Annotated in this window: 7 protein-coding genes, 1 other RNA gene and 3 pseudogenes; 6 read left to right on the forward strand and 5 right to left on the reverse strand. The window is 55.0% G+C overall.

Annotated features, from left to right (window positions below):
* Positions 1 to 38 precede the first annotated feature (38 nt).
* The 4 genes from HYQ67_RS20255 to ssrA all read left to right on the forward strand — a co-directional run bounded on the left by HYQ67_RS20255 (position 39) and on the right by ssrA (position 5222).
* Positions 39 to 1445, forward strand: coding sequence for a TolC family outer membrane protein (locus HYQ67_RS20255; protein WP_202306895.1), 1407 nt, complete (start codon positions 39 to 41; stop codon positions 1443 to 1445).
* Entirely contained in the window at positions 1442 to 3631 is a 2190-nt protein-coding gene (locus HYQ67_RS20260) for a type I secretion system permease/ATPase (protein ID WP_202306897.1), read from the forward strand. Before HYQ67_RS20255 ends, HYQ67_RS20260 begins: the two co-directional genes overlap by 4 nt.
* 7 nt (positions 3632 to 3638) lie before the next feature.
* Positions 3639 to 4802, forward strand: a complete 1164-nt coding sequence (locus HYQ67_RS20265; protein ID WP_202306933.1) for an HlyD family type I secretion periplasmic adaptor subunit — start codon at positions 3639 to 3641, stop codon at positions 4800 to 4802.
* Between the two features lie 56 nt (positions 4803 to 4858).
* Positions 4859 to 5222, forward strand: a transfer-messenger RNA (tmRNA) gene (gene ssrA, locus HYQ67_RS20270).
* 277 nt (positions 5223 to 5499) lie between these two features.
* On the opposite strand, the gene HYQ67_RS20275 is transcribed toward ssrA, so the two are convergent.
* Both HYQ67_RS20275 and HYQ67_RS20280 read right to left on the reverse strand, forming a co-directional pair.
* Positions 5500 to 6171, reverse strand: a complete 672-nt coding sequence (locus tag HYQ67_RS20275; RefSeq protein ID WP_202306899.1) for a hypothetical protein — start codon at positions 6169 to 6171, stop codon at positions 5500 to 5502.
* Positions 6172 to 6234: 63 nt separating this feature from the next.
* A pseudogene (locus tag HYQ67_RS20280) lies at positions 6235 to 6450 on the reverse strand (hypothetical protein); the annotation flags it as partial.
* A gap of 264 nt (positions 6451 to 6714) precedes the next feature.
* On the opposite strand from HYQ67_RS20280, the gene HYQ67_RS20285 reads away from it, so the two are divergent.
* Both HYQ67_RS20285 and HYQ67_RS20290 read left to right on the forward strand, forming a co-directional pair.
* Complete coding sequence (locus tag HYQ67_RS20285; RefSeq protein WP_202306903.1) at positions 6715 to 6948, forward strand: helix-turn-helix domain-containing protein; 234 nt, start codon at positions 6715 to 6717, stop codon at positions 6946 to 6948.
* Positions 6949 to 7035: 87 nt separating this feature from the next.
* The gene (locus HYQ67_RS20290) at positions 7036 to 7398 is read left to right on the forward strand and encodes a SymE family type I addiction module toxin (protein WP_202306914.1); all 363 of its coding nucleotides are present in this window, start codon (positions 7036 to 7038) and stop codon (positions 7396 to 7398) included.
* A gap of 49 nt (positions 7399 to 7447) precedes the next feature.
* Here HYQ67_RS20290 and HYQ67_RS20295 read toward each other — a convergent pair whose 3' ends face one another.
* The 3 genes and pseudogenes from HYQ67_RS20295 to HYQ67_RS24305 all read right to left on the reverse strand — a co-directional run.
* Positions 7448 to 7711: a hypothetical protein gene (locus HYQ67_RS20295; protein WP_202306916.1), complete on the reverse strand. Its 264-nt coding sequence runs from the start codon at positions 7709 to 7711 to the stop codon at positions 7448 to 7450.
* 601 nt (positions 7712 to 8312) lie between these two features.
* Positions 8313 to 10486: pseudogene (locus HYQ67_RS20310) on the reverse strand (hemagglutinin repeat-containing protein); the annotation flags it as partial.
* Positions 10487 to 12223: 1737 nt separating this feature from the next.
* Positions 12224 to 13144, reverse strand: a pseudogene (locus HYQ67_RS24305) (VENN motif pre-toxin domain-containing protein); the annotation flags it as partial.

The following is a 13144-nucleotide window of genomic DNA, read 5'->3' on the forward strand; positions in this document are numbered from 1 at the left end:
GGAATAAGAAACGTAGTGACATTTATTAGGGACAAACTATGGGAAAATTTCAGCCTGCTGCTTTCTGGCTGGCGTACGGCCTGTGTGTAACCCAGGCGTATGCCGATGACACTCCACAATTTATTACCAGCCAGGGCCTTGCCGAGAAGCAGGAACTACCGGCGCTGGATGGCTCCACAGCGCTACCGCTGGACGCACCCGCGCCCGGCACGCTAACGCTTAACGAGGCGGTCAACCGTGCCGTCACCTGGCACCCGGCCATTCGCGAGGCGATTGGTAAGCTGTACGGCCAGTCCGAACAGGTTAACGTCGCAAAATCTAAATACTATCCGCAGATAAGCGCGGGGGTGAACAACGGCTACAGCAACACCTACACGGACAGCGGCTTCAGCCCGTCGCTGGTGCTTTCCCTTTCCCAGATGCTCTATGACTTCGGCAAGGTTTCGAGCCAGGTGCGAGCAGAAAACGCGGGCGTGGCGCAGGAGCAGGCCAACGTGCTGGTCAGCATTGATAACGTCGGGCACGGCACCGCCATCGCCATGGTTCAGGTGCAGATGTACCACCAGATGGTGGACATCGCCAAAGACCAGCTCGACGCGCTGAGCAAAATCGGCACCCTGACCCAGCAGCGTAACGACGAAGGCGCGACGTCCATGTCGGACGTGGTGCAGACCAACGCCCGCATCGAATCCGCCCGCTCGCAGCTGATTCAGTACCAGTCCAGCCTGGAGAGCGCCCAGGCGACCTTGATGAGCTGGCTGGGCTGGAACAACCTCAACGGCATCAGCACCGAATTCCCGAACAAGCTTGGCAACAGCTGTGAGGTCGCCCAGCCGGACGATCGCCTGGTGCCCGCGGTTCTTGCCTCCTGGGCGCAGGCCAACGTGGCACAGGCCAATCTGGACTATGCCAACGCGCAGATGACGCCGACGATATCCCTCGAACCGCAGGTACAGCACTATCTGAACGACAAATACGCCAGCCACGAAGTGCTGGACCGCACCCAGTACTCGGCGTTCGTCAAAGTTGAAATGCCCATCTATCAGGGCGGCGGCCTGACCGCCCGGCGTAACGCGGCCTCGCACGCCGTGGAAGCCGCTCAGTCCGGCGTACAGCGCACCCGTCTTGATGTACGCCAGAAGCTGATGGAGTCGCGCAGCCAGGCGCTCAGCCTCGCTGGGGCCATTCAGGTGCTGGCGCGCCAGGAAGCGTTAAGCGCCCGCACCCGGGAACTCTATCAGCAGCAGTATCTCGACCTGGGTTCCCGCCCGCTTCTCGACGTGCTCAACGCCGAACAGGAAGTCTTCCAGGCGCGCTTCGCCCAGCAGCAGACCCTCAGCCAGCTCCATCAGCTGCAGCTCAACTGCCTGTATAACACCGGCAAATTGCGCACCGCATTTGGTCTGGAACACCGCAGCATCCAGTCACTGGAGATCCAGCCATGAGCCATACTCCTCCTCCCGCGCAGGAACATCTCTCTGAACAGGCGCTGGGCAACTGGGCGCACGCCATCAGCCACGTTGCCGCCCACTACCGCGTTGTCTGCTCACCCGGCACCATTCAGGCCAACGCGCCCTGGTTTAAAGATAAAGCCATGCTATCGGCGCTGACCCAGCTGTCGCGCCAGGCCGGCCTTTCATTTCATCTGCTCAGTACGCCGCAGCAGGCCATCGCCCAGTGGCGGCTGCCCGTGGTGGCGAATTTAACCAACGGGCATCTGGTGGTTATCGAGCATTTCGACGGCGAGGACACCGTTGAAATCTGCCTGATCGACGGCGGCGAACGTCAGCTTAACCGGGTTGCGCTCAGCAAGCTCCTGCCCGAGATCGGCTTCGTGGCAGCGCTGCGCCCCCTTTCGGCGCTGAAGGACAGCCGCGTGGATGCCTACATTTCCCGCTTCAGCCCGGACTGGCTGAAGGAGCTGGTTATGCAGGATCTTGGGCCGTATGGCCCGGTGATGCTCGCCGCGTTTCTGGTCAACGTGCTGTCGCTGGCGGGCATTCTGTTTTCAATGCAGGTTTATGACCGGGTGATCCCCGCGCAGTCCTACCCGACGCTCTACGTGCTGGCGTCCGGCGTGATGCTGGCCGTGGCGTTCGGCTTTCTGCTGCGCGTGACCCGCAGCCATATCATGGACGTGCTCGGCAAGCGGGCCGATATGCGAGTCTCCGACCGGGTGTTCAGCCACGCCCTGCGGCTGCGCAACAGCGCCGTGCCCCGCTCCACCGGCAGCTTTATCTCCCAGCTGCGCGAGCTAGAGCAGATCCGCGAGATGATCACCTCGTCGACGATCTCGACGATCGTCGATCTGCCCTTCTTCTTCCTGTTTATCATCGTGCTGGCGCTGATCGCCCCGCAGCTGGCGTGGATCGCCCCGGTCGCCGCCGTGCTGATGGTGCTGCCCGGCCTGCTGCTGCAAAAGAAACTGGCGATGCTCGCCAACCAGTCCGCCCATGAAGCCACCCTGCGCAACGCCGTGCTGGTGGAGAGCGTGCAGGGGCTGGAGGACATCAAATTAATGCAGGCGGAAAACCGCTTCCTGCAGCAGTGGAACAGCTACATCCGCATTACCGCCGAGTCCGGCCTGCGCACCCGGCAGCTGACCCAGGGGCTGATCAGCTGGGGAATGACGATCCAGAGCCTGGTCTACGCCGCCGTAATCCTGTTCGGCGCGCCGCTGGTCATTGAAGGTGATATGACGACGGGTGCGATGGTCGCCGCCTCCATGCTCGCCTCCCGCATGATCGCCCCGATGGCAAACCTGTGCGGCGTGCTGGCCCGCTGGCAGCAGGTGAAGGCCGCTAAACAGGGGCTGGACAGCATCATGCAGCTGCCCGTGGAAACCCAGCGCGACGAAAGCCTTGTGCATCAGGACATCTTCCACGGTCACTATCTCTTTGAGAACGCGCAGTTCCGCTACCACAGCGACGACCAGCGCATTCCGCTGCGCATCACCCGTCTGGAGATTCAGCAGGGCGAACGGGTAGCGGTGCTGGGCCGCAACGGCGCGGGGAAATCTACCCTGCTACAGGCGCTGGCGGGCGGCGTCGACCTGGTGAGCGGCGACGTGCGCCTCGACAACCTGAGCATGACGCAGATCGATATGGCGGATTTGCGGCGCAACATCGGCTTCCTGAGCCAGAACGCCCGGCTGTTTTACGGCACGCTGCGCGAAAACCTGACGCTCGGCGCGCCCCACGCCAGCGACGAATCCATCTTTGAAGTGCTGGAAATCAGCGGCGCGGGCGGCTTCGTAAAGCAGCTGCCAAAAGGCCTCGACCATCCGATTATGGAGGGCGGCGCGGGGCTGTCCGGCGGCCAGCGTCAGTCGATTTTGCTGGCCCGCATGCTGCTGCGCTCGCCCAACATCGTGCTGCTGGACGAGCCGACCGCATCGCTGGACGACCACACCGAGCGGGAGTTTATCCAGCGGCTCGGGCAGTGGCTGGGCAACCGCACGCTGATTGTCGCCACCCATCGCGTGCCGATGCTCGAACTGGTGGAGCGTGTACTGGTCATTAAGGACGGACAGCTGGTGATGGACGCACCGAAAGCACAGGCGCTGAGCAACAGCCGCGCCGCGGCACAGGCAACCGGACGGGAGTGGAAAAATGAAAACCAGTCAGCGTGACGCCGCCATGGACGATCCGGATATCCAGCGCGAAAGCGAATACTCCGGCGCGAGCCGCATAATCTTACTCAGCACGCTGCTGTTTATCCTCTTCGGCGTCTGGGCGTGGTTCGGCAAGCTCGATGAAGTCTCTACCGGCACCGGCAAAGTCGTCCCCAGCGCCCGCGAACAGGTGCTCCAGTCGCTGGACGGCGGCATCGTGACCGAGTTGCTGGTCCACGAAGGCGACAAAGTAGAGGCCGGGCAAGTCGTCGCCCGCCTCGACCCTACCCGCTCGGAGTCCAACGTCGGTGAAAGCGCCGCCCGCTACCGCGCGTCGCTGGCCTCCAGCGCCAGGCTGTACGCGGAGGTTAACGACCTGCCGCTGAAGTTCCCGGACTCGCTGAAGGCCTGGCCGGATTTACTGATGTCTGAGACACGGCTCTACAAAACGCGCCGCGCCCAGCTGACCGACTCCGAGTCTGAGCTGCAAGACGCGCTGGTGTCGGTGAACAAAGAGCTGGCGATCACCCAGCGGCTGGTAAAAAGCGGCGCGGCAAGCCACGTGGAAGTGCTGCGCCTGCAGCGGCAAAAAAGCGATCTGGGCCTGAAAATCACCGACCTGCGCTCGCAGTATTACGTGCAGGCTCGCGAAGCGCTGTCAAAAGCCAACGCGGAAGTAGACATGCTTGCGGCCATTATTAAGGGCCGCGAGGACTCCGTATCCCGCATGACCGTGCGTTCGCCGATGCGCGGCATTGTGAAAAACATCCAGGTGACCACCATCGGCGGCGTCATCCCGCCGAACGGCGAGATGATGGAAATCGTGCCCGTGGACGACCACCTGCTGATTGAAGCGCGACTTTCCCCGCGCGACATTGCCTTTATCCATCCGGGTCAGCGGGCGCTGGTGAAGGTTACCGCCTACGATTATGCCATCTACGGCGGGCTTGAGGGCATCGTTGAAACCATCTCGCCGGACACCATTCAGGACAAAATTAAGCCGGAAATCGTCTACTACCGGGTGTTTATCCGCACCCATCAGGATTATCTGGTCAACAAAGTGGGCCACAAGTTCTCCATCACGCCGGGGATGGTCGCCACCGTGGACATTAAAACGGGGCAAAAAACCATCATCGATTACCTGATCAAACCGTTCAACCGTGCCAAAGAAGCGCTGCGCGAGCGTTAACTGGAATGGGGGTGGTAACGGGCGCTACATCTCTGTTATACTGACAAAACACTTGTGGGGCTGATTCTGGATTCGACGGGATTTGCGAAACCCAAGGTGCATGCCGAGGGGCGGTTGGCCTCGTAAAAAGCCGCAAAAAAATAGTCGCAAACGACGAAAACTACGCACTAGCAGCTTAATAACCTGCTTAGAGCCTTCTCTCCCTAGCCTCCGCTCTTAGGACGGGGATCAAGAGAAGTCAAACCCAAAAGAGCTCGTGTGGATGTCTTGCCTGGGGCTGAAGCACTAAAACTAATCAGGATAGTTTGGTAATGGCGTGTCTATCCGCAGTTGCCCGGCGAATGTAAAGATATGACTAAGCATGTAGTGCCGACGGTCTAGGAATTCCGGACGCGGGTTCAACTCCCGCCAGCTCCACCAAAATTCTTTGTTGACGGTTACCAGAGCCAGATATGAAGTCCTGAAAGCCCGCTAGCGCAAGCTACGCGGGCTTTTTTGCGTCTGTGATTTGTGCTGTGGGGATTATTGCGGGGCACTTACACCCGGTCATCACCATCCGCCCGTCAGAAACGCCATTCACAAACGTGCTGAGCAACACCAACCATCTGCCAGGAAAAGAGTAGCAGCAAGTTATGGTCTACCGGGCGTGATAGCGAAAGTGATGCTTGAAAAGCGGTAATGCTGGTTTGAAAGGGAATTATTTCTTAAGTAAGCGCAGCAATTGATTGTTAAGCTCAAGCAAACAGCTATTCATATACTTTTCTGTCTCGGTCGAGACTTTGGCATAATTATTCATGCGCCAGTCAGATAATTTTGCTTCCACTGGTGTTGGCGAGCATTCCGCCACGGTAAAGGCCGAGAAGATATTGCCACCTTCAGGGCGCTTATAGAAAATCACCTTGTATTTCAGCTGATAAGACGGGTCGGCCGCCGTTGCATCGTTATAAATCAGCGCCCATGTGGCATGACCAATATAAAGAGGCTGCTTGTAAGTATAACCATTAGCGTTGGCCGCCAGCCACTGACTAATATTCTGCTTCGCTTTCGGCGTAAACCAGGCATCCGTAGGATTGGTCAATGCATCAATAGTGTTTCCTTTGTAATTCTCTTTATCAAAATCACCGCTATTGATGTTACCAGTCAGTGCCCCTAACACAGCCAATCCCATTCCCGTCGCGGCATGCGTCGGCGTGACCTCGCGCAGCTTGTTATCGGCTATGCGATTTTTATTTAGATCGGCAAGTGCTGGCACGCTGAGAATATCAACAGAACTGCCATTCGCCGCTTTTACTGTGTCAGGCTTAACCGATGTAGCACAACCCGTTAAGATTGCCATTGATGCCACGACAGTGAGAAGTTTTGCTTTCATACATCATCCTTTTGTTTAATTAAATCAGAGACTTTTCTAGCTCTGTTTTGGGTAGATACAGATTAGGTTCACAGCATCGTCTGCTCCCACAGACGAGCCTTTCACCAGCAGGTTGTTACCGGCGCTGACCTGCACATTGTCTCCGCTCAGCAGAGTCTCTGCTTCACGGATGGCGCTGTCATCTTCGGTGGTATGGGTTGTATTCTTGCTGAGGAACCCTTTTTTGGTTTTGGTCTGCACTTTGCAGTGATAATCGCTTTCGGTGGCGGTGCTCAGGTTGGGAGATGAATCAGAAAATTTTAGCTGCAGGCAGGAATGCTACCGCCCGGCCATGATGAGAATCTGCACCTCACAAATCATACCTATAAAATCAAGATGCAAAAGCAGCTTTTCTCTTTGTTTCGCATACAGTTAAAATTCTCGATGCACATCGCATAAACGTATCAAGATGGATTATTTCACTCTAATTCAGAGTAAAATAATTCGAGTAAAAGGATCTACGGTTTATGCTTATGGCAACTAATAAAATATGAAAACAATGCCATGAACGAAAAAGATAAAATATTTTTTATTGCCTTAGGGAAGCGCATTGCACTGGCAAGGAAAGAGAAGGGATTAACACAAAGCCAACTGGCACAACAACTTGGTATTGCTCAGCAAACACTGGGGCATTACGAAGGAGCAAAGCTAAAGCTTCCGTCCTCACTTCTTGCTGATTTGTCCAGAATTTTAGATATTCCAGTCGATACGTTATTGGGTATGAAGGAAGATTGTTAGCGAAAGGAAGCGAAAATAGTCGCGGTTGAAATGAGTTCGCACCTCACTCCAACCGCTAACCACAACAACTAGTTAGGAGTAGTTATCATGGCTGAGCACGATTCTAAGTCAGAAGTTGTTACAACAGAAGCACCGGCGTTAAAAACCCGCCGGTATACCGTGGGTTACATTCGCGACTGGCAGACCCACGAACCCGCACCAACCATAACCCTCAAGGGCTACTGGCTGGAAGATGCGGGATTTGCGACCGGAACACCGCTGAAGATCCGCGTGATGCCCGGTTGTCTGGTACTCACCGCCCAAGAGCCGTTACCTGCACCGCCGCCAGAGCCGGAGATCATGCAGACGCTGAAGAAGGTCTGTAAGCTCCCGATCCGCAAGCAGCGACAGATCACTGATTTTATTGAAATGATCACAGCTAAAAAACCGTCTATCGGGAAGTGGGGCTGACGGCTGGCAGATAAAAAAATCCCGCCGACTAAGGGCGGGATTGAGAAGCTTACTCAGGATCCGACGGAGTGGATTTTCGGGCTTTGCGTTCATCTATTTTGGCAAAAAACCACGATCTAAGAGCCGCAGCTCCTCCTGCAATACCGCTTACTATTAGAATATTTTTAATATCCGATTGCTCAATACTCACACTATGGCTGATAACTAATTTCACAACTATCAAGGCCAGAGAAAAAAAAACTACGCAGCAAACAAACATGTAAACGATGCTCAGGAACAGTAACCATATTGTGGGTTTATTTTTTCTTTTCATTTTTATGAACCTCATCCTTAATTGCATTACTTATAAACTCACCACCCATTGACCCAATGATATCACCTACAGGAGCAGAACCTGCCCCTAAGACAGGGTCAAATAAAGGAGGTGCAACTAAACCTGCTACTGTACCAAATGCCCAGCCAGCTCCGGTGCCAGTTAAGGCACCTTTATCTGGCCCATCAGTAAATAAGGTTCCACCTGCCGCGATCCCCGCGTTTTGCCAAATATTCCGGCCAGGAGCTAATGCACCAGTGATACCTGCTGAGACACTTCCCTTATAGTCCCAGCCTTTATTTTCATTACCTGGCTGACTCAGATCGAACCACTGATAAGTACCGTTGGCGATTTCCGCGATTACTGCACCACCCACTACTTTACCTGCTGACGCTGCCGGACCTAAATAAGCTGCCCCCGCGATCAACACGCCATCCTTATATCCATTCACGATAACTTTGGTGATATTCGCGCCATCTGGCAAATCACCTTTAGCGAGTTTATCCAACCCGGCCTGTGTCTGCTCCGGCGTCAGTTTATTGTTCTGTGCATATTGGTTCCATGAGGCAACTGCCTGCCCGTAATTCATCATTCCCGATGGCAGACTCAGCGCATTATTCTCGGTGGAATTTTTCCCGGCACTTGCCCCCGCAGCAGCACCTGAAGCATCCCCGCCAGCGATCCCGCCGGCCATACCCGACGAAATACTCGCCAGCGTACTCAGCGTCTGTTTCTGATCTTCGCTCAGCGTCGACAGGTCCTTAACGTCCGGGTAAAGCACCTTCGCAATAGCTCCGGCGATAAGCTCTCCCGTTGCGCCACCTGCGGCACCCGCTGCTGCGCTGTTGCCCTGAAGCGCAGCCGTCACGCCGCCCAGAATCGCATGAGCAACGGCCTTCGCTTCATCATTGTCATCAATGCCCGCATGATGGCCGATGATGTTCGCCAGCTCCGGTGCCGATGCTCCGGCCAGCGCACCGCCGATATTTCCACCCGCCAGGCCCTGAAGCGCCGCGGTCGCTGATTAGCCCGATTTCCTTCAGCCTGTTCTGCTCTTTCTCCTTGTCGAAGATGGGGCTGATACTGTCGTTGGCGTGTTCCGTATCGCGGCTGAGATTAGCGATATCCTGCTGCTGATCGTCCTTATCACGAACGGTGATGGTGCCACCGGCAATGGCTGCCTGCGTGGTGCAGGTCGCTGAAGCCCAGCGTTCCGGTATCGAGGCTGTTTTTGTCCGCCGTTGCCGTGGAGGCAATCACCGCCCCGTCCAGCTGGGTGTGGTTACCCACCGTGATGTCGAAGCCGCCGTTACCGGCGTACAGCCCGGTCTGCTCCGCCACCGAGTCAAAGCGGCTCTTCATCTTGTCCTGGTTCGCGCTGATGTAGCCCGAACCGGTCATGGAGCCGAAGGTGAAGCTGCCGTCCGCCGCCACGCTGGTCTGCTTGCTGTCGTAGTCGTTGTTGTCCTGCTGGCTGCTCATCAGCAGGTCGCGGCCCACGTCTGCGATGATTTTATTGCCGTTAACCAGGGCACCATCAAGCACCGTGTCGCGCCCGCTGTTGATGGTGACGGTGTTGCCGCTGTCGATAGTGGTCTCGGTCCAGTCGGTGCCGTTGCCTTTCTCTTTACCGTGGGCAGAGTTGCCGTTGGCAAAGACGCTGATGCCCCAGCCACCGCTGCCGACACCAATCCCGACACCCACGCCGCCGCCGCTGCTGCTGTTCTTTCCGCTGATTTGCTGCGTATTGCCGGCTCCGCTCAGCAGAATATCGTTCTGCGCGCTCAGCAGCGTATCGCCCCCGGCTTTCAGCTGGCTTCCGGCGATGGCGATATCGCCGCTGTGCTCGCCTTTATTTTTGCCCGTCGCGATAACAGAGAGGTTGTTACCGGCGTTCAGCGTGCTGCCTGATACCGCATCGCTCTGTGCGTGCTGCTCAGATTTGGAATGTTGGGTGGTCAGAGACGCACTGATCCCGATGGTGTCGGTGCTGGGATTATCGGTGTTGCCGCTATTGGCAGTGTCTGTTGCATTTGCCTGCACGGCCTGGATACCTGACAGAGCCGATTTGGTTGCCTGCAGCGCTGAAAGACGATCGTCACTCTCTTCGTGAGCATCCTGTGCGGAACTCACAGCGTTGTTAATGGCGCTGCCCACCGTGCCGGAGAGCGCCAGCGTCAGGCCGCTTTTCTTCTGCTCAAAAGTTTCGTCTCGGGTCCGCCTGTCGTGGCCCGGGTCGATGAGGACGCTGTCGCCGATAACCGCCAGGTCCTTGCCCGCAATCAGGTCGGCACCGCCGATGTGTGCCTGATTACCGGCTGAAATCACCACGCTACCACCCGTCGAGCCCACGGTACTGAAGCTCTGACTCTGGGTGATGCCCGCCGCGCTCAGGTCGTGTGTGGTTTTACTGCTGCCGGCGGTGATACCTATCCCGCCGGTGCCCATCAGGCCACTCTTCTTCACTTCCTTAAAGCGCCAGCCTGAATCTGTGTTGGTGGCGGCAACAATATCCACATTATTACCCGCGCTCAGGTTCACCGCATCATCCGCGACCACGGACGAACCTTTCACCAGCAGGTTGTTTCCGGCGCTGACCTGCACGTTGTCTCCGCTCAGCAGGGTCCCTGCTTCACGTGTGGCGCTGTCCTCTTCGATGGTATGGGTTGTCTTCTTGCTGAGAAACCCTTTTTTGGTTTTGGTCTGCTCTTTGTAGTGATAATCGCTTTCGGTGGCGGTGGTGAGATTCACATCCCGCCCCGCAGCCACGCCGAGTGTGGTGTTCTGATCCTGACTACGGCCAAAAGTTCGATTTATTCAACAAAGCCACTAACAGGTTAAAAAAAAACCAACCGTGCGGGTTGGGCTTCTGCTAAATAGTTATATCAGTGGATATTAAATCGATATTTAACCCATAAGCCAAGGACTATTACACCGCTAACAAACGAACCAATCTTTATACTCAAAAACAAAATATTAATAACTGAAACATTGATTCTCCCTGTTTCAAAATAAAAAATAATGGGCTTAATAAAAAGTGCAAAAAATGAACTCAAGCTCATGATTATCATCAGAACCATAAAAATAGTGAGCCAACGGTAACAATTATTTTTCATTTTCCATCCCCGACTGCAAGCTATTCGTAGCTTTAGAGCCACCTTGCCCTGTTGCTTCTGTAATGATTGATGATATAGCGTTACCGGATATTCCTGGTATTGGTGATAAAGGTAATGGCTTACTTATCCCCATCCCCATATCAACCCACTCGTAATTTTTCCATGCAGGATTAACCCATTTATCTAATGAATTTGTGGCCGCCTTACCGAGTCCATAACCAAACCCCGAAGCGGCACCACTTATTACACCACCTTTAAACGGATCATCTCCGTTCAGATAGCTTGATGTCGCGCCACCTGCTGCATTCCACCTGGTAAATAAATCAGCCCCGCTGCTGCCAACGCTCCTGCATACGCTTTATTTTCTGAGATCCCTCGCTGGCAGGCTGCACCTGACGGGTTATCTGCACAGGAGAGAACATCGGCACCATGCCTCTGTACAGCTTTGATTTGATCTTCTTCCGTACCCAAGAAGTTATTCTCAACGACTTTGACTCTTGGAGAAATTAAAAACCTTTCACTCTAAAAATCCTAAGCAATACTATCCCGCCCCCTAAAATACTTCCACCTGCCACACTGATTTTTAGCATTTTTTTCAGTTGAAAAGGATCCATTGAAATAGGAACACTACCATAGAAATAAAAAAATATTTCTATGGTAAGATAAAAAATGAACGCGGCGGCAAACAATCCAATTATTGATACACACACTACAACTATCAAAAAGAAGAGCCATTTCATTTTTTACCTGCCATTTTATCTAATTTATCCTGTATAGCCGAACCACCAAATTCTGAGACGGCACTACCTCCAACATCTCCTGTAGTTCCCGGGATTTTACTTGGTAACATATCCTTGGATATCCCCATTTGCCCTTTAATTTCGGTGTACTTCAGTAGGTCAGGGTTAAATTTTGGATCCCAACCATTGGTAATAAATTTTCCTGCTGCATTAGTGGCAGGCTTCACAATATAGTTACCAACTCCGTAACCTAACCAAGCACCGGCCCCGTTAGTTATAGCTCCAGTCATTGGGTCATCACCATTTATCTGGTTAGCGAGCGCACCACCAGCAGCATTCCCGGCAACTGTTCCTTTCCAGCCATTACCCATCGTAGCAACATTCACCCAACCGGCAACAACAGCGTTCACAGGATTTATTTCCCCGCTACCAGCGTATTGAACTCCTGCATTCATTCCCGCACCTAGCCCCCACATAGCTAATGCTTCCCCGGGTAATGAAACTGCGCCCCCGCTAGCAAGAGCCAGCGCTACAGCATTCCTTTCATTTTTGGCTTTTTGGCACGCTGATCCGGCCGGATTATCGGAACAACTCGCCATGTCTGCTCCATGCTGACGTATCCATGCCGCTTGTGACTCTTCATTTCCGCCAAACAGGTTATTCTCAACTGCATTCTTCCCGGCACTTGCCCCCGCAGCAGCACCTGAAGCATCCCCGCCAGCGATCCCGCCGGCCATACCCGATGAAATACTCGCCAGTGTGCTCAGCGTCTGTTTCTGATCTTCGCTCAGCGTTGACAGGTCTTTAACATCCGGGTAAAGCACCTTCGCAATAGCTCCGGCGATAAGCTCTCCCGTCGCACCACCTGCGGCACCCGCTGCTGCACTGTTGCCCTGAAGGGCGGCGGTCACACCCCCCAGAATGGCATGAGCCACAGCCTTCGCTTCGTCATTGTCATCAATGCCTGCGTGGTGGCCGATAATATTCGCCAGCTCCGGTGCCGATGCCCCGGCCAGCGCACCGCCGATATTTCCACCTGCCAGGCCCTGGAGGGCTGCGGTGGCCGCCTGAATACCGCGCTGCATGTCGCTGCCGGTGCCGTATTTCTTCAGTTCGCCTTTGTATTCCGGCGAGTTACGCAGTTTCGTCAGATACGCCTGACGTTGTTCTTCTGTCGCATTCGCTGGCAGGTCGCCGTAGGTTTTCTTCGCTTCGCTTAGCGCATTAATCTCACCCTGCGTCCGCGCAATATCTGCCGCCTGGCCGCCGATGTCACTGATTAGCCCGATTTCCTTCAGCCTGTTCTGCTCTTTCTCCTTGTCGAAGATGGGGCTGATGCTGTCGTTGGCGTGTTCCGTATCGCGGCTGAGATTAGCGATATCCTGCTGCTGATTGTCCTTGTTACGGATGATGATAGCGCCATCAGCCACTGCCGCCTGCGTGGTGCCTTCCGCATGACCGCTGTTACCTGCCACGGCAATGATGCCCCCCGGCATGTTGCCCTGGAAATTATCCCCGAAGCTGCCGCCCCCGCTCAGGCTGATGCCCGAATGTTCGGTCTTAAAGTCCGCTTCGTT

Origin of the sequence: Dryocola clanedunensis subsp. sulfonylureivorans, assembly GCF_016756775.1 — a bacterium.
Taxonomy (GTDB): Bacteria; Pseudomonadota; Gammaproteobacteria; order Enterobacterales; family Enterobacteriaceae; genus Dryocola; species Dryocola clanedunensis.